Annotated in this window: 19 protein-coding genes, 1 pseudogene and 1 riboswitch; of the genes and pseudogenes, 8 read left to right on the top strand and 12 right to left on the bottom strand. The window is 74.1% G+C overall.

Annotation, left to right across the window (positions count from 1 at the left end):
* Window positions 1-95 precede the first annotated feature (95 nt).
* The 5 genes from amaP to AB0D49_RS31240 form a co-directional block, all read right to left on the bottom strand.
* Window positions 96-683: an alkaline shock response membrane anchor protein AmaP gene (amaP, locus tag AB0D49_RS31260; RefSeq protein WP_362763842.1), complete on the bottom strand. Its 588-nt coding sequence runs from the start codon at window positions 681-683 to the stop codon at window positions 96-98.
* The gene (locus AB0D49_RS31255; protein ID WP_362763840.1) at window positions 680-1,384 is read right to left on the bottom strand and encodes a DUF6286 domain-containing protein; all 705 of its coding nucleotides are present in this window, start codon (window positions 1,382-1,384) and stop codon (window positions 680-682) included. The genes amaP and AB0D49_RS31255 overlap by 4 nt, the downstream gene beginning before the upstream one ends.
* A complete protein-coding gene (locus AB0D49_RS31250; RefSeq protein ID WP_362763990.1) occupies window positions 1,381-1,740 on the bottom strand; it encodes an Asp23/Gls24 family envelope stress response protein in 360 nt (119 codons plus the stop codon). The genes AB0D49_RS31255 and AB0D49_RS31250 overlap by 4 nt, the downstream gene beginning before the upstream one ends.
* 146 nt (window positions 1,741-1,886) lie before the next feature.
* The gene (locus AB0D49_RS31245) at window positions 1,887-2,072 is read right to left on the bottom strand and encodes a hypothetical protein (RefSeq protein WP_133048226.1); all 186 of its coding nucleotides are present in this window, start codon (window positions 2,070-2,072) and stop codon (window positions 1,887-1,889) included.
* A gap of 43 nt (window positions 2,073-2,115) precedes the next feature.
* Window positions 2,116-2,601: an Asp23/Gls24 family envelope stress response protein gene (locus AB0D49_RS31240; protein WP_362763835.1), complete on the bottom strand. Its 486-nt coding sequence runs from the start codon at window positions 2,599-2,601 to the stop codon at window positions 2,116-2,118.
* Window positions 2,602-2,706: 105 nt separating this feature from the next.
* Between AB0D49_RS31240 and AB0D49_RS31235 the strand changes: the two genes are divergently transcribed.
* A complete protein-coding gene (locus tag AB0D49_RS31235; protein ID WP_362763833.1) occupies window positions 2,707-3,555 on the top strand; it encodes a nucleopolyhedrovirus P10 family protein in 849 nt (282 codons plus the stop codon).
* 172 nt (window positions 3,556-3,727) lie between these two features.
* On the opposite strand, the gene AB0D49_RS31230 is transcribed toward AB0D49_RS31235, so the two are convergent.
* The 4 genes from AB0D49_RS31230 to AB0D49_RS31215 form a co-directional block, all read right to left on the bottom strand.
* Window positions 3,728-4,588: an enoyl-CoA hydratase/isomerase family protein gene (locus tag AB0D49_RS31230; RefSeq protein ID WP_362763830.1), complete on the bottom strand. Its 861-nt coding sequence runs from the start codon at window positions 4,586-4,588 to the stop codon at window positions 3,728-3,730.
* A 138-nt stretch (window positions 4,589-4,726) separates the two neighbouring features.
* Window positions 4,727-4,942, bottom strand: a complete 216-nt coding sequence (locus tag AB0D49_RS31225) for a helix-turn-helix domain-containing protein (RefSeq protein ID WP_355735174.1) — start codon at window positions 4,940-4,942, stop codon at window positions 4,727-4,729.
* 347 nt (window positions 4,943-5,289) lie between these two features.
* Window positions 5,290-6,888 carry an ABC-F family ATP-binding cassette domain-containing protein gene (locus AB0D49_RS31220; protein WP_362763826.1) on the bottom strand — a complete coding sequence of 533 codons (1,599 nt, stop codon included), beginning with the start codon at window positions 6,886-6,888 and terminating at the stop codon, window positions 5,290-5,292.
* A 93-nt stretch (window positions 6,889-6,981) separates the two neighbouring features.
* On the bottom strand, window positions 6,982-7,752 hold the full coding sequence (locus AB0D49_RS31215; protein WP_362763824.1) for a hypothetical protein: 771 nt from the start codon (window positions 7,750-7,752) through the stop codon (window positions 6,982-6,984).
* Between the two features lie 223 nt (window positions 7,753-7,975).
* On the opposite strand from AB0D49_RS31215, the gene AB0D49_RS31210 reads away from it, so the two are divergent.
* Both AB0D49_RS31210 and AB0D49_RS31205 read left to right on the top strand, forming a co-directional pair.
* Window positions 7,976-8,866, top strand: a complete 891-nt coding sequence (locus AB0D49_RS31210; protein WP_362763821.1) for a neutral zinc metallopeptidase — start codon at window positions 7,976-7,978, stop codon at window positions 8,864-8,866.
* Window positions 8,867-9,000: 134 nt separating this feature from the next.
* Window positions 9,001-9,414 carry a VOC family protein gene (locus AB0D49_RS31205; RefSeq protein WP_362763818.1) on the top strand — a complete coding sequence of 138 codons (414 nt, stop codon included), beginning with the start codon at window positions 9,001-9,003 and terminating at the stop codon, window positions 9,412-9,414.
* A gap of 37 nt (window positions 9,415-9,451) precedes the next feature.
* Here the strand turns inward: AB0D49_RS31205 and AB0D49_RS31200 are convergent, their stop codons facing one another.
* Window positions 9,452-10,990 (bottom strand): hypothetical protein, encoded by a 1,539-nt coding sequence (locus tag AB0D49_RS31200; RefSeq protein WP_362763815.1) that lies wholly within the window; start codon window positions 10,988-10,990, stop codon window positions 9,452-9,454.
* 453 nt (window positions 10,991-11,443) lie between these two features.
* On the opposite strand from AB0D49_RS31200, the gene AB0D49_RS31195 reads away from it, so the two are divergent.
* The gene (locus AB0D49_RS31195) at window positions 11,444-12,040 is read left to right on the top strand and encodes a putative immunity protein (protein WP_362763812.1); all 597 of its coding nucleotides are present in this window, start codon (window positions 11,444-11,446) and stop codon (window positions 12,038-12,040) included.
* A gap of 528 nt (window positions 12,041-12,568) precedes the next feature.
* Here AB0D49_RS31195 and AB0D49_RS31190 read toward each other — a convergent pair.
* The gene (locus tag AB0D49_RS31190) at window positions 12,569-13,681 is read right to left on the bottom strand and encodes an alpha/beta fold hydrolase (RefSeq protein ID WP_362763809.1); all 1,113 of its coding nucleotides are present in this window, start codon (window positions 13,679-13,681) and stop codon (window positions 12,569-12,571) included.
* Between the two features lie 53 nt (window positions 13,682-13,734).
* Window positions 13,735-14,508, bottom strand: coding sequence for a class II aldolase/adducin family protein (locus tag AB0D49_RS31185; RefSeq protein ID WP_362763806.1), 774 nt, complete (start codon window positions 14,506-14,508; stop codon window positions 13,735-13,737).
* A 414-nt stretch (window positions 14,509-14,922) separates the two neighbouring features.
* On the opposite strand from AB0D49_RS31185, the gene AB0D49_RS31180 reads away from it, so the two are divergent.
* The 4 genes and pseudogenes from AB0D49_RS31180 to AB0D49_RS31165 form a co-directional block, all read left to right on the top strand.
* Window positions 14,923-15,564, top strand: a complete 642-nt coding sequence (locus AB0D49_RS31180; protein WP_362763987.1) for a lysozyme — start codon at window positions 14,923-14,925, stop codon at window positions 15,562-15,564.
* Between the two features lie 264 nt (window positions 15,565-15,828).
* A complete protein-coding gene (locus tag AB0D49_RS31175) occupies window positions 15,829-17,148 on the top strand; it encodes an inorganic phosphate transporter (RefSeq protein ID WP_362763803.1) in 1,320 nt (439 codons plus the stop codon).
* A 49-nt stretch (window positions 17,149-17,197) separates the two neighbouring features.
* Complete coding sequence (locus AB0D49_RS31170) at window positions 17,198-17,419, top strand: hypothetical protein (RefSeq protein WP_362763800.1); 222 nt, start codon at window positions 17,198-17,200, stop codon at window positions 17,417-17,419.
* A 166-nt stretch (window positions 17,420-17,585) separates the two neighbouring features.
* Window positions 17,586-17,747, top strand: a riboswitch (cobalamin riboswitch).
* 105 nt (window positions 17,748-17,852) lie between these two features.
* Window positions 17,853-18,755, top strand: a pseudogene (locus AB0D49_RS31165) (cobalamin biosynthesis protein); the annotation flags it as partial.
* Between the last annotated feature and the right edge of the window lie 282 nt (window positions 18,756-19,037).

The following is a 19,037-nucleotide window of genomic DNA, read 5'->3' as shown; positions in this document are numbered from 1 at the left end:
CTCTCCCCCGTCACTCCTCGCGCCACGACACCTCGCCCCACCACCGTTCCCTCAGCCGCCTAACCCCGCCCCACCCCACCGTTCCCCCACCCGCCTCAGCTCACCCGCTCCGCACGATGCTTGACCCCGTCGAGCCGGACCTCCGCCGGAAGCGCCGCCAGTCCCGCCGAGTCCCGGGCGTGGGCCAGCGCCCCGGTGGTGAGCTGGTGCAGGGCCGTCCCGGGGTCCACATGAGGCTCCAGCAGCAGCCGCACCCGCGCCTCCGGGGCGGTGCGGCGGCCCCGGAGATCGACATGGGCGGTGTCCACGCCGTCCAGGTCGGCGGCTTCGGAGGCCAGCGCCTGTTCCAGCGCGCGCCCCCGCAGCAGGGCGCTCTCGCCGTCGCCGGTGTCCACCAGCACCTCGCCGAGCCGACGGCGGCGGAGGTTCGCGGCGAGCCACCACAGGGCCAGCAGCAACAGCACCGCCAGGACGGCGATGACGACGGGCCACCACCAGCCGTCCGCCCGCCAGCGGGTGCGGCGGGCCTCGCTGAGCAGCACGTCGTCGGGACCGTCGTAGATCCACCAGGACGGCGGTTGCACACCGAGGCCGACGGCGAGCACGGAGCCGCCGAAGACGAGCAGGACGAGGCCGAGGAGGCCGAGCAGGACCCGGTTGACGGTTCTGAGCACCGCGCTCACCCTTTCCGGCCGGGACGGCGGACATGTACGGCGAGTGCGGGCGGCCGGGAGAGCCCGAGGCCCCGGACGGCGTCGCCGAGCACGGTGTCGAGATCGGTCCGTACGTCGTCCAGGGGGCGGAAGTGGGACACCGCGCGGACGTCGGCGCGTCGGCGGCGCATCCGCACCCGGACGGACTGCACGCCGGACACCTCCATGGCGCGGTCGCGCAGGGCGAGGGCGGCGGCGTCGCGGCGCAGGCCCGCGCGGACGTCGGGGTGGACGCGGCGCATGGGCAGCACCGTGCGCAGGCCGGGGGTCAGGGCGAGAACGACCAGCCACAGTCCGAGCGCAGCGGCGACACCGGCGCCGGTGAGGACCCAGGTGTCGTCCAGGGGGCGTTCGGCGAGTTGTGTGGCCAGTTCGCGGCGCCAGCTCATGGCGGAGTGCCCGGCACGCACGGCGGCGATGTCGTACAGGAAGAGCCCGGCGAGGCCGAGGAGGATCAGGGCGGTCAGGGCGGCGGGGACGCGCCGGGCGGACCAGAAGCGGCGCTGGTCGCCGCCGTCGCCGTCGAGCACGGGAGGCGGGTCGTATGCGGCGGCCGACGCGGACTGGTCGAGGCCGTGCCCGCGCGGGGCGGCGTCGCTGCCCGGTCCGGCGTCCTTCTCCAGGACCGGGAGCCGCTTGGTGGTGTTCTCGGGCTCCTGGGACTCGCTCATCGCGTCCTTCCCTGTGCGCCGCGTCCCGCCGGCGGATGCAGCCGCTCCACCTCGACGGCGACCTCCGGGACCTCCATGCCCACCAACGCGCCTACCCGCTCCACGACATGGCGACGCACCGCGCGGCAGCGGGCGCCAATGTCGACGGGGTAGCCGAGTTCGAGGTGGAGGCGGATGTCGGCGGCCTCCACGGGCGCCTGTCCGGGGCCCTGGGCCTGCGGCCGGATCACGACGGTGGCGTGCGGACGGGCCGCGTCCTCGGGCAGCGGTCCGATCGCCTCGCATGCCGCCTGCGCGGCGATCTTCGCGACTACGCGGTCGGCGATCCGGGTGGCTCCGCGCTCGGCGGGGGGCACGCGCGGACCGGCGTCCGGCGCGGCGTGCCCGGCGCCCTCATGCGCGCCACGGGAGGCGGGTTCACGGTCGCCGTCGGGGTCATGGGGCGGTTCCCCGGACCGGGTGCCGCCCGACCGCCCCGTTCCGGTCCCACCGGTCACCGGCGTCACCGCCGGCGGTCGTCACGCGTGCGGAAGAAGTCGCCCAGTTCCAGATCGCCCTCCAGGAACCGGCCGGCCACGAAACCAATGGCGCCCAGGGCCGCCACCAGCAGAAAGGCACCGAAACCGCCGAAGTACCCGGCGAACCCCAGCGCCATCCCCGCGATCATCCCGACCACGGCCATGCTCATCCTGCGCTCCCCTCAGCGGTGCGTTCGTCCGGTACCCGGCGGGTCACTGAATCCGGGGCTCCGGCTCCTCGTCCTCCTCGTCGGGCAGCTTCACGTCGCTGACCGCGATGTTCACCTCGACCACTTCGAGCCCGGTCATGCGCTCGACGGCGGCCACCACGTTCTCCCGCACATCGCGGGCCACCTCGGAGATCGACACGCCGTAGTCGACCACGATCTCCAGGTCCAGGGCGGTCTGTACCTCGCCCACTTCGGCCTTCACTCCACGGCTGACCGATTTCGAGCCACCGGGCACCCGGTCGCGCACGGCGCCGAACGTCCGGCTGAGACCGCTGCCCATGGCGTGCACACCGATGACGTCCCGCGCGGCGAGTCCGGCGATCTTCTCGACGACCCCGTCGGCGATGGTGGTCCGCCCGCGTGTCGCGGGGTCCCCGCCGCCGCGCCTGGTGGTCTTGCGTGGCTGTACGGGCGTGTCGGTGTCGCTGTCGGCGCCCTGGGCCCGGTTCCGGTCCGTCGTGTCCGTCATCGCCGTACGTCCCTTTCGATCGTTCCGATCGTTCGATCGTCGTCCCTTCGACCACCGTAAGCGGGGTTGCGCGATGGCGCGCCGGGAATGCGGCAGGCTGGAGCAATGACGGAGCAGTGGGCGCGGGTGGTACGGCGACAGGTGGGTCTCGGCAGGCTGCTGCCGCTGGGCGGCGCGCGTGACGGCGCCTGGATCACGGAGGACGCGGCGGCGGACGCGCTGCGCCGGGCGGTGCGGGACATGGCGGGTGCGCGGCTCGGTGCGCTGCGGATCGCCCCGGCCGGTCCGGGCCCGGCCCAGGAGCCGGTCGTACCGGCCCCGCCGAGCGCGCTGCCGCCCGGCCCACTGCGGGTGACGGCCGACTTCTCCGCCACGGCGGTCGAGCCACTGCCGACGGTCGCCGCCCGGCTGCGCGACGCCCTGGGCGAGGCCGCGTCGGGGCGGCTGGGCCTGACCGTCACGGAGATCGATCTGCGGGTGACGGCGCTCCTGGACGAGTCCGGGGAGCGGGCCGCTACGGGTGACAGGGACGGTTCGTCGTCCGTACGGCCGTCGGAGTCACGGCCGGGCGGCGGCGAGGGCAAGGGTGAGGGTGAGGAGAGCAGCGAGGACGGACAGGTGCCGCGGACCGGCGGCCGGGAGGCGGCGCCCGGCGGCGAGCCGGACGGCGGTGCCACCGACGAAGCACGGGTCGCGACCGCCGCCCTGGCCGTCCCAGGTGTCACGGGGCTGACCGGACGGCTCGGCGGGCTCGGCCGGGCGGTGCACATCGATCAGTCCGCCGATCGAACGGACACCGGCGCCGAGGCCGTGCCCCGTCGTCATGTCCGGGTGGAGATCGCGGTCGACCGGGAGCATCGGACCGTGGAGGTGGCCCGGCAGGTGCGTTCGGCGGTGGGGCGGGCGCTGCCCGGCCATCCGTCGGTCGCGGTACTGGTGACAGCCGTCGGCTGATCGAACGACCGATTGATCGAACGATCAGCCGATCGATTGATCGTTCGCACGTGATCACCTGATCGTCCGAACTCAACCACCTGATCGTCCGCCCCACGCGAACGCACCACGCGAACGCACCACGCGGCGCCCCCGCCGCTCCCTTCCCTCTGCCTCCTGGCCCCCTGCCCCCCTACTCCCCCAGCCCCGCCAGATCCCGCAGCCGCCTCGCCTGGGCCTGGCGTTCGGCGGTGCGCTGGGCCTCGTAGGACCGCTGGTGCGCGCTCTGGAGCAGGGCCTTGGTCTCGATGACCGCGTCGCGCGGCGCGGCCAGCAGGGCGGCTGCCAGGTCCTGGACGGCGGCGTCGAGCTGGTCGGCGGGGACGGCGAGGTTGGCCAGCCCGATCCGTTCGGCCTCGGGGGCCTGGACGAAGCGTCCGGTCACACAGATCTCCAGCGCGCGGGCGTAGCCGACAAGGCCGACCAGCGGATGGGTGCCGGTGAGGTCGGGGACCAGGCCGAGGCTGGTCTCGCGCATGGCGAACTGCACATCGTCGGCGACGACGCGCAGATCACAGGCGAGGGCGAGCTGGAAGCCCGCCCCGATGGCGTGTCCCTGGACGGCGGCGACGGAGATCAGGTCGCTGCGCCGCCACCAGGTGAACGCGTCCTGGTACTCGGCGATGACAGCGTCCAGTGCGGTGTCGGTGCCGCGTGCGAGGTCGAGGAACGACGGTTCGCCGTCGAAGCCCTCGGGCGTGAACGCCTGCCGGTCGAGCCCGGCCGAGAAGGACATGCCCTCGGCGCGCAGCACGACCACGCGCACGGTGCCCGGCAGTGCCCGCCCGGCGGCGGTCAGCGCGCGCCACAGAGCGGGGCTCTGCGCGTTGCGCTTGGCCGGGTTGGTGAGCGTCACCGTGGCGGTCGGGCCGTCCACGGTGAGCCGTACGCCGTCCTGGTCCAGAACCGGACCGTTGTGGTCATGAGTGGTGTCATGAGCCGGATCGGTGACCGGTGCGGTCACCGGATCGACAGCCGGGTCGGACGAAGCCATACGGGGCCTCCGAGGGGTGCGGTCGACGAGGAGTGCCGTACTGCGGCACTCGTAAGTGACTGCACAGTAACCACCCGGCCGATCGGCCGACCGACCGGGTGTCCGCCATCGGAGCCGATGGACCGCCCGGGTCCGGGCCTAGGGAGCCTTCTTGCCCCGTGTAGCCCCGCCACGCCCACGGAGCGTGACGCCCGACTCGCTCAGCATCCGGTGCACAAAGCCATACGAGCGGCCGGTCTCCTCGGCCAACGCCCGGATGCTCGCACCGGCGTCGTACTTCTTCTTCAGGTCTGCCGCGAGCTTGTCGCGCGCGGCGCCGGTTACCCGGCTGCCCTTCTTCAGAGTCTCGGCCACCCGTGCCTCCTCATGGGAAGTGCGCTCTGGTCCCCTCATGATCACCCCTCCGGGGCTTCATGGCCACCCATTCGGCAAGGTCCGTGCGACAGCGTCGTGACGACAGGAGCACATCCCCACAACCGGAATCGTGAATTCCATGAGGCGGGGTCTCCGGCGCCCGACGGGTTCCCCCGCGAAGGTCCAGGTCAGCAGCGCACAACGGCGGAGCCCCGGGCGCGCGGGGCTCCGCCGTGACAGGACGAGGGGACACACCCCGGTACGAGGAGATCTCACACAGATGGTGGATCACCGATGGGCCGAATGATCCATACCCTGTGGATCATCCCTGTGGATCATCCATTCGATCAGGCCAGGGCGACCAGATCCGCGTAGTCGGCGCCCCACAGGTCCTCGACGCCGTCCGGCAGCAGGATGATCCGCTCCGGCTGGAGCGCCTCCACGGCGCCCTCGTCGTGGGTGACCAGGACGACCGCGCCCTTGTAGGTGCGCAGGGCGCCGAGGATCTCCTCACGGCTGGCCGGGTCGAGGTTGTTGGTGGGCTCGTCGAGCAGCAGCACGTTCGCCGACGACACCACGAGGGTGGCGAGGGCGAGCCGGGTCTTCTCGCCGCCGGACAGCACCCGCGCGGGCTTGTCCACGTCGTCCCCGGAGAACAGGAACGAGCCGAGCACCTTGCGGACCTCGACCAGATCCATGTCGGGGGCGGCCGTCCGCATGTTCTCCAGGACCGTGCGGTCCGCGTCGAGGGTCTCGTGCTCCTGCGCGTAGTAGCCGACCTTGAGGCCGTGCCCGGGGACGACGCCGCCGGTGTCCGGCTGCTCGACGCCCGCGAGCAGCCGCAGCAGCGTGGTCTTGCCCGCGCCGTTGAGACCCAGGATCACGACCCGGGAGCCCTTGTCGATCGCCAGGTCGACATCGGTGAAGATCTCCAGCGACCCGTACGACTTCGACAGGCCCTCCGCCATCAGCGGGGTCCGGCCACAGGGGGACGGCTCCGGGAAGCGGAGCTTGGCGACCTTGTCGGACTGGCGGACGTCCTCAAGACCGGCCAGCAGCTTCTCCGCGCGGCGGGCCATGTTCTGCGCGGCGACCGTCTTGGTGGCCTTGGCGCGCATCTTGTCGGCCTGCGCGTTGAGCGCGGCGGCCTTCTTCTCGGCGTTCTGCCGCTCCCGCTTGCGGCGCTTCTCGTCCGCCTCGCGCTGCTGCTGGTACAGCTTCCAGCCCATGTTGTAGATGTCGATCGCCGACCGGTTGGCGTCCAGGTAGAACACCTTGTTGACGACCGTCTCGACCAGGTCGACATCGTGGGAGATCACGATGAAGCCGCCCCGGTAGGTGCGCAGATAGTCGCGCAGCCAGACGATCGAGTCGGCGTCGAGGTGGTTGGTCGGCTCGTCCAGCAGCAGCGTGTCGGCGTCCGAGAACAGGATCCGGGCCAGCTCGATACGGCGGCGCTGACCGCCGGAGAGGGTGTGCAGCGGCTGGCCGAGCACCCGGTCGGGCAGATTCAGCGCGGCGGCGATGGTGGCGGCCTCCGCCTCGGCCGCGTAGCCGCCCTTGGTGAGGAACTCGGTCTCCTGGCGCTCGTACTGCTTGAGGGCCTTCTCGCGCGTGGCGCCCTTTCCGACGGCGATGCGCTGTTCGTTGTCGCGCATCTTGCGGATCAGTACGTCCAGACCGCGCGCGGACAGGACACGGTCGCGGGCGAGCATGTCGAGGTCGCCGGTGCGCGGGTCCTGGGGCAGGTAGCCGACCTCGCCGGAGCGGGTCACCGTGCCCCCGGCGGGCATACCCTCGCCGGCCAGGACCTTGGTGAGGGTGGTCTTCCCGGCGCCATTGCGCCCGACCAGACCGATGCGGTCGCCCTTGGCGACCCGGAAGGTGGCGTTCTCGATGAGGATGCGGGCACCGGCGCGCAGCTCGATACCGGAGGCGGAGATCACGGACAGACTCCAGAGCGGGTGGGTGGCGGACGGACGGGGTCTAGCGGACGCACCCGCCGTCTAGTGCGCGAGGAGAATGGCCATGGGGCCAGTCTAACGGGGCCGTGCAACCAGTTTTTCCGACTTGGCGCGTTCCCGCGTCCCGCCCGGTGCCCGATTGCCCAGCGGGGTCCGGCCCGGCACGATCCGGCCGAGGTCGTCCACCGCGATGAGCTGCGCCGTCCATCCCTCCCCCGCACACGGCTGGGCGACGAGCAGCGCGCCCGCGTGACCGACGGCACGCCCGGGATCGAACGAGCAGCCGCTCCGCGCGGGGAGCACCCAGCGCAGATCCCCGTCCGCGAGCCGGTACCCGGCGATCCGGTCCGGGGTGATCACCGCGAGCATCCCGTACGGCAGCGCGCGCAGCACACCTGTGCCGCCGTGCGCGCGGAGCCAGTCCCGCGCGGCGGGCAGCGCGCGGTGCCAGCGCACGGAACGGCCGTCGCCGGTGGTGGCGGTGACCAGTCCGTCGTCCCAGAGCGTGATCGCCTCCCCCCGCGCGGGAAGCACCTCCAGCGGACGGCTGCCCGCGCGGGCGTGCCGCCAGCGCACGGCGCCCGTCCCGGGGTCGTACGCCTCCACCCCGGAACGGCGGATCGCGGCGGCGCGTACGGGTGTGGGGGCGGTCCCCGCGCGGGCGTGGACGGTGAGCCGGTCGCCGTAGGGGACGGGCCGCACATGGTGGGCCACCACGAGCAGGGGGGCGGCGAGGAGCAGGACCAGGGCTGTGGCGAGCAGTCCGCGGCGGCGGGGGCCGGGGAGCCTGTCCCGCCAGGGCCGCGCGGAGCGGCGTCCCGGGGGCTCGGACTGTCGTACGGCCACGCGTGCGCCCTTCTCGGGAGTCCGGGCCGGGGGCAATCACCTCGGGAGGTGGGGGGCGGCCCCCGGATCAGGCGCAGAGCGTAGCCGCGCGGGCGGGCGGTGGGGCGGGACACGGCGGGCGGTGGGCGGCGTGTCGCCCGTTCGGCCCCGCTCCCGGGCCCGGGGTGCGGGGGCGGGTCAGGATGACCGCAGGGGGACGGCACCGGCGGAGGGTGAGGTCCGGATGCGGTTCGACGACGACGCGCGGCTTGACACCTCCGAGGTGCAGGACCGGCGCGGCAGCCGGGTGCCGGGCGGACGGGCGACCGTCGGCGGCGGTGTCGCGGGGCTGATCGCGCTGCTGCTGGGGCTGTTCTTCGGTGTCGGTCCCGAGGGGCTCGGGCTGTCCTCGGGGGACTCCTCGCCCGCGGCCACCGCGTCCAGCCTGGCGCAGGTGCAGCAGAGCTGCCGGACCGGGCGGGACGCCAACGCCAGGGACGACTGCCGGATCGTGGCCGTGGTCAACAGCGTGCAGGACTTCTGGGCCGGGGAGTTCGCGCGGCGCGGCGGCCGGTACACCCGCTCCCCCACGGTGTTCTTCTCCCAGCGGGTCGCCACGGCGTGCGGCACGGCGACCTCGGCGGTCGGGCCGTTCTACTGCCCCGCCGACCAGAAGGTGTATCTCGACCTCGGCTTCTTCGACGAGCTGCGGACGACGTTCGGGTCGTCGGGCGGACCGTTCGCACAGGCGTATGTCGTGGCCCACGAGTACGGGCACCATGTGCAGGATCTGCTGGGCACGCTGAGCCGGGCGCAGGACGGGCGGACCGGCCCGGACAGCAACGCGGTGAAGGTGGAACTCCAGGCCGACTGCTACGCCGGGGTGTGGGCGCACCACGCGACGACCACACCGGACGAGTCGACCGGCCGCCCCCTGATCACCAGCCTCACGGACGCCGACATCCGGGACGGTCTCGACGCGGCGGCGGCCGTCGGCGACGACCGTGTCCAGGCGCGCCACCAGGGCCGGGTGACGCCGGAGGACTGGACGCACGGGTCGGCGCGGCAGCGGCAGGACTGGTTCCACCAGGGGTACCGGACCGGCGACATGGCGCAGTGCAACACCTTCCGATGAGGGGGCGGCGGGGGGCGCCGCCGGTGCCGGGGGCCGTTGTCAGTGGCGGGTGCGAGACTGAATTCACGTCGGATCCGGCTCGGCGGAGCCGCCTCCGGCGTGGTCCGGCACGGCTTCACGAGGGAGTGATCGGCATGGCAGGCACGGGCGGCGCACGGCCCAGCATCTACCCCACCTTGCTGTACGCGGACGCGAAGGCGGCGGTCCGGCAGCTCACGGAGGCCCTGGGCTTCACGGAACTCGCGCTGTACGAGGGGGAGGACGGCGTGGTGACGCACGCCGAGCTGGTACAGGGCAACGGCGCGGTGATGGTCGGCTCGAAGGGCCGCGGCGGCGCGTTCGACACGGCGATGAAGGGCGCGGGCCCGGTCGGTGTGTACGTCGTGGTCGACGACGTCGACACCCACCACCAGTGGGCCGTGGACCACGGCGTGGAGATCCTGATGCCCCCGACCGACCAGGACTACGGCGCCCGGGACTACCTGGCCCGGGACATCGAGGGCAACATCTGGAGCTTCGGCAGCTACGCCCCGGCGATATCCGGCTGACGCCGGTCACCCGCGCGGGGCGCCCGGCGCGGGAGCGTCAGCGTCCCCCGGTGTGCACCTGGAAGGCCGCGCGGCGCACGGCCTTGGCGAGCGCCGGGTCGGGATGGGCGGCGGCCAGCGCCACCAGGACCTGCACGGTGCGCGGATGGCCGACGGCACGCACCTCGTCCAGCAGCGCGGGCACGGTCGGCTGTACGGCCGACTCCAGATGCCGTACCAGCAGCGGTGCCTCGCCGTGGTCGGCGACGGCGGCGGCGGTGTCGACCCACAGCCAGGTGGCCTCCTCGCGGGTCAGCACCTCATGGGCGTCCTCGGGGTCGGCGCCGTCGTGCTCGGCGAGCCAGAGCAGGGCGTAGGGCCGCAGGGTCGGTTCCTCGGCGACCGCGCGGACGTCGGGTTCGGCGGGCGCGCCGACGACCCGGAGCGCCTCGAAGGCCAGGCTGCGCAGCAGGGCGTCTTCGCCACGGGCGGCGTCGAGGAGTTCGGTGACGGCGCCGCCGACCGTGCGGGCGGCGAGCCAGGCCCGGTACTCGGCGCGGGCGGCGTTGGGGCGCAGCTGGGAGCAGCCGCGCAGCATGTCCTCGGCGGCGGCCTCGATGTTCCCGGCGGGGCTCTGCGCGGCGACGCAGATCTGCTCCAGCTTGACCCAGACCGCCCAGCTGCCCAGCGGGGTGAGGGTGGCCTGGGCGTCGCCGTAGGTGAGGGCGCCGACATGGGCGAGGGCGTGCAGGGCCCAGTCGAGGAGCGGGGCGAGGGCGATGCCGTCGTCCGCGGCGGCGGAGGGCGGGGCGGGCTCGGGCCGGGGGCCGTAGGGGATCTCGCAGCGTTCGGTGCGCAGTTCGCCGACGCGCTGCCGGAGCAGGTCCAGGAGCTGGTCGACGGGTACGGGACCGGCGGAGAGCTGGAGGAAGGAGAGCACCTGGGGCATGGCCGAGACGACCTCGGCGACCGCGGCGGGCTCGTGGCCGTCGGGCTCGGGGTGGGCGAGCGACCAGGCGTCGAAGAGGGCGACCCAGCCGCGCAGTACGGCGCTGTCGTCGCGGTGCCAGGCGCGCAGCCGCCAGCCGGGGCGGGCGACCCCGCCGTGCACCTCGACCAGACCGGCGAGGCGGGCGGTGTCCCAGTCGGCGCGGACCTGAGCGGGGGTCAGGCCGAGTTCCGCCGCGGCGTGTTCGGCGGTGGGGGCGGACATCGTGGCCCGGTCGTCGCCGGGCCTGTCCGGCGCGGACTCGGTGGCGCCGTCGGTGGACCTGTCCGGTGCGGATCTGGTGGCGCCGGTGGGCCCGTCCGGTGCGGAGCCGGTTGTGCCGTCGGTGGGACGGCCGGGGGCGGGTGCGGCGACGGCACCGAGGGGTCTGGTGTCGGCGGGCGCGGCGGTGCCGGTGGGGCGGTCGCCGGGGGCCTTGGTGTCGCCGGTGGGGCGGAGGGTCCCGCCCGCGGTGGGCGCCGTCTCGGCCCAGCGGGCCACGCGGGCGGCGCCGGCCAGCAGGGAGCGCGCCATTCTGGCCAGCTCCGAGGGGGCGGGCGTGCCCTCCGGCGGCCGGGGCGCGGGGCGGCGCGAGCGCCGCTGGTTCATCGCTCGGGGGGCTGCGGCCAGGGGTCGCGGGCGGACAAGTCGAAGCCTGGAGTCGCGCGGGATACGGGACGTCACGGGTGCAGTCTTCCGGTTGACGGTCCGAAAACCCAAACGGAATGCCAGGAACAGCCATGGGAGCGGGGTACGGGAGCGGGTCCGGGGGTGGGCGGAGGGGGGTCGGGGGGAGGGGGGCGGGGGCCGGATCAGGCCACGGGGGCGGGGGGGAAACGGAACCCTGGCCGAGGTCGGCGGGTGCCGTCGGCGCGGGGCGGGTCCGACGGTGGGGGCGGCGGGTGGAGGGCGACATGTGCCAAGGGCCGGTTGGCCGGTGGAGGACGCCAGGGCGCTGGTTGGCGGGTGGAGGGCGCCAAGTGCCGGTTGTGGGTGGAGGGCCAGGTGCCCGGAGTCGGCGATGTGGTGCTGTCGTCCGGTGCGGCGGTCGAAGATGGGGGGATGACGAGTGAAGCGGGCGAGATCGTTCTGAGTACACGGGATCTTCGTGAGGTCACGGCGTTCGCCGCGGCGTGCGCGGAGTCGGCGCTCGACATCTTCGAGGCCGATCAGGCGGACGACTCCCGCCCCCGGGACGCCATCGGCGCGGCGTGGGAGTTCGCCCGGGGCGGTGCGCGCGGGAAGTCCTTGCGGGACACGGCGTCGGCGGCCCTCAAGGCGGCGAAGAGCGCGGACACCGTGGCCGCGCGCGAGGCCGCGTGGGCGGCGATGTCCGCGGCGGGCGCCGCCTATCTGCATCCGCTGGCCAAGGCCACGCAGGTCAAGCACATCCTGGGGGCCGCGGCGTACGCCGCCAGGGCGGCCGAACTCGCCGCCGGGGACGACCCCGGCGTCGGTGCCGAGCAGCTGCGGCGGGCGGTGGACCGGGTGGGTCCGGTGGTCGTCGAGGTGTTGAGGCGCTATCCGGCGCCGCCCGCGGGCGGCGGACGGGTCGGTGAGCTGATACGGCTGCTGGACGCCGATCTCCGTGCGCTGACGTTCGTGGACGCGGAGGGCTCCGCCGGGGAGCGGGGTGGGGGGACGCAAGGGGTGGGATGAGGGTGATCTCGGGCGGGGTGGGGGGTCGGGTGGGCGTCACGGGGACGTTCGCGGCTGGGGGGTGTCGGCTACGGCCGGGCTGCTTGCGTCGGCTCTCCGCCTGCGCGGACGGTGGCTGGGCTCGGCCTGGCGGCAGGGGTGTCTCTCGGGGCGGGCGTAGCGGTGATATCCGGCAGGCGCCACGGGAACGCTCGCGGCCCGGTGGCGGGCGTCGGCTGCGGCCGGACCGCTTCCCTCGGCGCGCTGCCCTCGGCGCGCCGCCCGCACGGGCAGCGGCAGCACTCGACCCGGCGACAGGGGCGCCCCTCAGGGCAGGCGTAGCGGTGATACCCGGCAGGCGCCACAGGACCGCTCGCGGCCCGGTGGCGGGCGTCGGCTGCGGCCGGGCCCCTTCCCTCGGCGCGCCGCCCTCGGCGCGCCGCCCACGCGAGCAGCGGCAGCGCTCGACCCGGCGGCAAGGGTGCCCCTCAGGGCGGGTAGGGCGGGCCGAACCCGGCGTAGAAGGGGGGCCGTAGGAGCCGGAGCCGGCTACATCAGTGGGGTCAGGAAGCGGCGGAGGGTCTCTTCGTAGGGCTCGGGGGCCGGGTTCCACATCGCGGCGTGGGGGGCGTCCGGGACCTCGTGGAGGGTGACCAGGCCGGGGTGGCGGGCGGCGTAGCGGCGGGAGAGGCTCCAGGGGGCGACCTGGTCGCCGGGGCCGTGGACGATCAGCGCGGGGACGGTGAGGTCCGGCAGGTCGGCGGCCGGAGGCAGCCCGGTGCGGCCCTGGGCGGCGCGGACGGCGAGCGGCAGCAGGGCGCCCGGGGTGCGGCGGGCCGTGGCGAGGGCCTTGAGCGTGGTCCGCCAGTCGAGCACCGGGGAGTCCAGGACGAGCCCGGCGATCCGGTCCCGTACGGCGGAGTGGGCGGCGGCCCGCAGGGCCATCGTGGCGCCGGTCGACCAGCCGAGGAGGACGACCTGGCGGGCGCCGTGGGCGAGGGCGTGGCGGATCGCGGCGTCCAGGTCGCGCCACTCGCTCCGGCCGAAGTGGTGGAGGCCGTCCGGGGAGCGCGGGGCGCCGGGGTCGCCGCGGTAGGCGAGGGCGAGCACGGGCAGGCGCTGGGCGTGCAGGTACGGCATGAGGTTGAGGGCGTGTTCCCGGGTGGTGCCCAGGCCGTGCGCGGCGATCACCCAGGTGTCGCGGGCGCCGGGGACGAACCAGGCGGGGAGGGGGCCGAGTTCGCCGGGGACGTCGGCGTCGGTGTGGTCGAGGCCGAGGGCGGTGCGGGGGTCGCCGACGTACAGGTTGGGGGTGAGCCAGATGTGGTCGCCGGGGGTCAGGGTGCCGTGGGTGACGCGTTCGAGGCGGCGTACGACGGTGTCGGGGGTGGGGGCGGCGGCGGTGAGGACGGGGCCGACGACCGCGTGGGTGCCGTCGCCCGCGAGTCCGTAGGTGCCGGGGCGCAGGGAGGCCAGGTGCCGGGTGAGGGTGATCTGGCCGGCCGCGGTGCCGTGCACGGTGAGCCGGGGTTCGGTCGGCAGGGGGCGGCCGGGCGGCGCCTTCAGCGCGGCGTCGCTGGCGAGTCGTCCGGCGGCGACACTCGCGGCCCCGGCCGCCAGTGCCACGGTGACGGCCGCGGCCGTCGCTCTGACAGTGCCCACGGGTCCAGTGTCCTGGGCCGTGCCGATCCCGGCCAGTGGAGCGGGCGGGGGCGTCAGCCGGGGGGCTGGCCGTAGCCGCGCAGTCGGGCGGCGGCCTCGGTGAGCTGCCGGGGGGACAGCAGGCTGGGGGTCAGGCCGGGGACGGCGGAGGCGGTGAGCCACAGGCGGCACATCCACTCCAGTTGGGCGGTGCGGTCGTACGCCTGGGCGAGGGTGGTGCCGTGGGTGAGGGTGCCGTGGTTCTGGAGGAGACAGGCGGAGCGGCCGGTGAGGGCGTGGAGGGCGTTCTCGGCCAGTTCGTCGGTGCCGTAGGTGGCGTAGGGGGCCACGCGGACGGGGCCGCCGAGGGCGGCGGTCATGTAGTGGACGGCGGGGAGTTCCGGGACGAGCGTGGAGACGGCCGTGGCGTGCACGGCGTGGGTGTGGACGATCGCGCGGGCGTCGGTGCCGTGGTAGACGGCGAGGTGCAGGGGGAGTTCGCTGGTCGGGGCGAGGGTGCCGTGGGTGCGGCGGCCGGTGAGGTCGACGGCGGTGAGGTCGCCGGGGCCGAGCCGGTCGTAGGGCACTCCGGTCGGGGTGACCAGGACGGTGTCGCCGACCCGGACGGAGACATTGCCGGAGGTGCCGACCACGAGGCCGTCGGTCACGGTGCGGCGGGCGGTGTCCACGAGGTCCCGCCAGGCGGTGGCGAGGTCCGCCGGGACGGCCGGGACGGCCGGGTCGGAGGGGGCGGAGGGGGGCGGATCAGGGGTCGCCGCGGGGCCGGGAGGTCGGTGGTCGGGGGGTCGGTGGTCGGGGGGTCGGTGGTCGGGTCGCTGCTCGGGCATGGGGTGATCCTCGCAGCCGGGGTCGGGGCATGGGACGCGGCAAGTTCGGGCGAGGCGGGTGGTCCGTCGTTCGAAGGGGTTTGGCCGGAGATCGTCCGGAGATCGATGATCTTGACCTATTGTCGGGGCGATTTGTCCGCAGATCGTCGTTCGTCAGATCGCCGCTCGTCAGATCGTCGCTCGTCAGATCGCAGTTCGTCACTGTTCTCCGGGAGAAACATGGCCATGACTCGGACCGCCTTCGATCACGCTCCGCCCCTCCCCCGCCGGGCCCCGGTGGAAGTCACCCGGGCGGGAGACCGCCCCAGTCCCCGGCGCCGGGCGCGCGCCGTGGTCGTCGCGGCCGGTGTGCTGGCGTTCGCGGGGGTGACCTGGGGGCAGTTTCCGGCCGTCGCCGCGAACGGGGCGGGCGGGATGAAGGGGGCCAAGGGGCACGACGTCTCCTCGTATCAGAAGGACGTGGACTGGCGTTCGGCGCGGGCCAAGGGGGCGCGGTTCGTGTATGTGAAGGCGACCGAGTCGGTGTCGTACCGCAATCCCTATTTCGGGCGGCAGTACGACGGTGCGCGGGGGGCCGGGCTGGTGCGCGGGGCGTATCACTTCGCGCTGCCGGACCGGTCCTCGGGCGCTGCGCAGGCCCGGTACTTCGTGCGCAACGGCGGGGACTGGCGGGCGGACGGGTGGACGCTGCCGCCCGCGCTGGATCTGGAGGGCGATCCGTACGGTGCGAAACGCCGGTGCTACGGGATGAGCGCGGCGCGGATGACCGGCTGGATCTGGGCGTTCAGCGACGAGGTGCGGCGGCTCACGGGGCGGCGGCCGGTGATCTACACCACGGCGCGATGGTGGAACGCCTGCACGAAGCGCAGTACCGCGTTCGCGGACGACCATCCGCTGTGGGTGGCCCGGTACGGGGCGCGAAGCGCCGGGGAGCTGCCCGCGGGGTGGGCGCGGTGGACGTTCTGGCAGTACGCGGACCACGGGAAGCTGCCGGGTGACCAGAATCTCTTCGACGGTCCGGAGGACGGGCTGCGGGGGTTCGCCAGGGACGAGTGACGCGGGCGCCCGCCCCGGCAGCACGAGCCCGACGCGAGCCCAACTCGGCCCGCGCACGGGCCCGGTAGGGGTCCCCTGCGGGGCCGGGAGGCGTGGGGCGGGAGTCCCGTAGAGGGCCTGGTGGGGTGCGGTGCGGGCCCGCGGAGCGAAGTGGAATGCCGACTCCCCGTCACATACACCCTGATGCCCCCCTCAGTTCACCATTCGTTCATCTGGGTTACCTACGTTCATCCGGCCGATGACCTCGAACGAATGCTTGGGTAAATGGAAAACTTCTCGCTGATCCTCGCGATTGTGGTGATCACCGCACTTGCGTTCGATTTCACGAACGGTTTCCACGACACCGCCAACGCGATGGCCACCACCATCTCGACCGGTGCGATGAAACCCAAGATCGCGGTGGCGATGTCCGCCGTACTGAATCTTGTGGGCGCCTTCCTCTCCGTGGAGGTCGCGAACACCATCTCGAAAGGGCTCGTCGACGAGTCCGGTATCCAGCCAGAGGTCATCTTCGCCGCGTTGGTCGGCGCGATCCTGTGGAATCTGCTGACCTGGCTGGTGGGTCTGCCCTCGTCCTCCTCGCACGCCCTGATGGGCGGTCTGATCGGTGCGACCGTGGCGTCCGCCGGTATGGGCGCCGTGCACGGCGATGTGCTGATCACCAAGGTGCTGATCCCGGCGATCGCCGCCCCGCTGGTGGCCGGCCTCGCGGCGATGTTCGCGACCCGGCTCACCTACTCCCTCGGCAAGAAGTCCGCCGGGAGCAAGTCCTCCGCCAAGGGCTACCGCGCCGGGCAGATCGCCTCCGCCGGTCTGGTCTCGCTGGCGCACGGCACCAACGACGCCCAGAAGACCATGGGCATCATCACCCTCGCCCTGGTCGCCGGTGGCGCGCTCGCCCCCGACTCGGACCCTCCCACCTGGGTCATCGTCTCCGCCGGTGTGGCCATCGCGCTCGGCACCTACCTGGGCGGCTGGCGGATCATCCGCACCATGGGCAAGGGCCTGACCGACCTCCAGCCGCAGCAGGGCTTCGCCGCCCAGACCAGCGCCGCCACGGTCATCCTGGCCTCCTCCCACCTCGGCTTCTCGCTCTCCACCACGCACTCCGTGTCCGGCGCGGTGATGGGCGCGGGCCTCGGCCGCAAGGGCGGCGTGGTCCGCTGGTCGACCGCCACCCGGATGTTCGTCGCCTGGGGGCTGACCCTGCCCGCCGCCGCCGTGGTGGGCGCGCTCGCCGAGTGGGTGTGCCGCGCCGGGGCCTGGGGCACCGCCCTGGTGGCCATCTTCCTGGTCGGCTCCAGCGCCTGGATCTGGAAGCTGTCCCGGCGCGAGATCGTCGACCACACCAACGTCAACGACACCGACGGCGACACCGGCGCCGGGAGCACCGACGGCACCGGTCCGGGCGTGGCGCCCGACGAGGCGCCCGGTGTGGTCACCGCCGCCGTCGCCGCCGTGACACCGCCGCCGACCGTCGCCGCCGAAGGGGCCGCGGCCACCGTCCCGGCGCAGGCGACCGCCGCGGCCACGCCCGTCCCGGGCACCGGTCCCGATCCGGCCGCGCCCAAGGCCACGGTCTGACCCCGCGCCCCTCCCCCGACCCCACCAAGGATTCAAAGGACTCAGCAGCATGGAAATCGACTGGGCGGCCCTCGGCTCCGTCTTCGGAGTCAGTCTCGTGGTCACCGTGGCCCTCGTCGGCCTGTTCACCCTCGCCATCTCGGGGCTGTCGCGCCATGAGCGCGCGGCCGAGACCGGCGGGAGCGCGGCGCTCGCGGTCACCGGCGCCTACGCCTGCTTCGCGGCGTGCCTCGGGGCCGTGGCGTACGGGATCTATCTGATCGTCGCCTGACAGCGGCGCCACGGCCGTACAGCCGTACGCGCCTCACATGTGCCTCGCACGCGCCCCGCGCGCGGTACGGAGGGCGGGTAAGGACCCTGACGTATCTGGGTCCGTACCCGCCCTCCGTGGTGTGTGCGGACGGGTCCCCAGGGGCGTGGCACGCTCTTCCGCCGCTGGTCAATGGCTGGTTGACGGTTTCTCCAGGCCCGTGGTGGACTTCCGGGGCCAACAACGGCGACACGAGAGGAAGCCGGTGCGAATCCGGCGCGGTCCCGCCACTGTCACCGGGGGAGAACCCCGGGAGCCAGGAACTCTCACCGCCGCTTACGTCGAACCAGGGCGCGGACACCCTGAGTGAGGACAGGTCGCCATGCACGGCTGCCGATCGAGGCGCGCCACCGGAACCACGATCCCGTCGACCGTCCCGACGGCCGGCTGAGCCGTGGCCGCCGGACGCGACTTCGCGTACGGCGCCGCCGCCGGGCTCCTCGGTGATCTGCTCCTCGGCGATCCGCGCCGCGGGCATCCGGTCGCCGGGTTCGGCCGGGCCGCGGGCGCCGTGGAACGACTGCTGTGGCGCGACCACCGGGGCTGGGGCGCCCTGCACACCGCCGTGTGCGTGGGCGGCGCCATGGCGCTGGGCACGGCGGCGGCCCGTACCGTACGGTGCTCCGCCGCCGCCTCCGTCGCGCTGACCGGCGCGGCGACCTGGGCCGTGGTCGGCGGCACCTCGCTCGGCCGGGAGGCGCGGGCGGTCGGGCGGGCACTGACGGCCGGGGACCTGGCCGGGGCGCGGGCGCTGCTGCCGCGGCTGTGCGGGCGCGATCCCCAGACGCTGGACGGTGACGGGATCGCGCGGGCGGTCGTCGAGTCGGTCGCGGAGAACACCTCCGACGCGGTGGTGGGGGCGCTGGTGTGGGGGACCGTCGGTGGTGTGCCGGGGCTGCTGGGGTTCCGGGCGGTGAACACGCTGGACGCGATGGTGGGTCACCGCTCCGCGCGCTACCGGCGGTTCGGGTGGGCGGCGGCGCGGCTGGACGACGTGGCGGGGTGGCCGGGGGCACGGCTGACGGCGGCGCTCGCCGTGGTCGCCGGGGGTGATCCCCGGGGGGCGTGGCGGGCATGGCGGGCGGACGCCGGGAAGCATCCGAGTCCCAACGCCGGGGTCGTGGAGGCGGCCTTCGCCGGGGCGCTGGGCGTCCGGCTCGGGGGGACCCTGTCGTACGCGGGACGGGTCGAACGGCGGCCGGTGCTGAACGGGACGGGGCGGGCCGTGACGGTCGCCGACATCGAGCGGGCGGTACGGCTCTCCCGCCGGGTGCAGTGGCTGGCGCTGGGGGCGGGCGTGGCGGGGGCGCTGGGGTGGGCGGCGTACGCCGGGGGGTCGCGGGGCGGCACACCCGTGCGGACGGAGCCCGCCCGACTCGACCTCATCCGAACAGATCCCGCTCGGTTCGAGCGCATCCGAACCGATCCCGCTCGGTTCGAGCCCACTCGAACAGAATCCGCTCGGTTCAAGTCCACCCGAACAGAACCCGCTCGGTTCAAGTCCACCCGAACAGAACCCGCTCGGTTCGAGCCCACCCGAACAGAACCCGCTCGGTTCGAGCCCACCCGAACAGAATCC

It is taken from the genome of Streptomyces sp. NPDC048290, from assembly GCF_040652095.1.
In the GTDB taxonomy this organism is placed as follows: domain Bacteria; phylum Actinomycetota; class Actinomycetes; order Streptomycetales; family Streptomycetaceae; genus Streptomyces.
Note: the sequence above shows the minus strand (reverse complement) of the source record. Positions and strands in the feature narration are given on the sequence as shown.

Coding starts and splice junctions, on each gene's coding strand:
- AB0D49_RS31255 (WP_362763840.1), bottom strand. CDS start 1,384: ATGAGCGAGTCCCAGGAGCCCGAGAACACCACCAAGCGGCTCCCGGTC.
- AB0D49_RS31245 (WP_133048226.1), bottom strand. CDS start 2,072: ATGAGCATGGCCGTGGTCGGGATGATCGCGGGGATGGCGCTGGGGTTC.
- AB0D49_RS31240 (WP_362763835.1), bottom strand. CDS start 2,601: ATGACGGACACGACGGACCGGAACCGGGCCCAGGGCGCCGACAGCGAC.
- AB0D49_RS31235 (WP_362763833.1), top strand. CDS start 2,707: ATGACGGAGCAGTGGGCGCGGGTGGTACGGCGACAGGTGGGTCTCGGC.
- AB0D49_RS31230 (WP_362763830.1), bottom strand. CDS start 4,588: ATGGCTTCGTCCGACCCGGCTGTCGATCCGGTGACCGCACCGGTCACC.
- AB0D49_RS31210 (WP_362763821.1), top strand. CDS start 7,976: ATGCGGTTCGACGACGACGCGCGGCTTGACACCTCCGAGGTGCAGGAC.
- AB0D49_RS31205 (WP_362763818.1), top strand. CDS start 9,001: ATGGCAGGCACGGGCGGCGCACGGCCCAGCATCTACCCCACCTTGCTG.
- AB0D49_RS31200 (WP_362763815.1), bottom strand. CDS start 10,990: ATGAACCAGCGGCGCTCGCGCCGCCCCGCGCCCCGGCCGCCGGAGGGC.
- AB0D49_RS31195 (WP_362763812.1), top strand. CDS start 11,444: ATGACGAGTGAAGCGGGCGAGATCGTTCTGAGTACACGGGATCTTCGT.
- AB0D49_RS31185 (WP_362763806.1), bottom strand. CDS start 14,508: ATGCCCGAGCAGCGACCCGACCACCGACCCCCCGACCACCGACCCCCC.
- AB0D49_RS31180 (WP_362763987.1), top strand. CDS start 14,923: ATGAAGGGGGCCAAGGGGCACGACGTCTCCTCGTATCAGAAGGACGTG.
- AB0D49_RS31175 (WP_362763803.1), top strand. CDS start 15,829: ATGGAAAACTTCTCGCTGATCCTCGCGATTGTGGTGATCACCGCACTT.
- AB0D49_RS31170 (WP_362763800.1), top strand. CDS start 17,198: ATGGAAATCGACTGGGCGGCCCTCGGCTCCGTCTTCGGAGTCAGTCTC.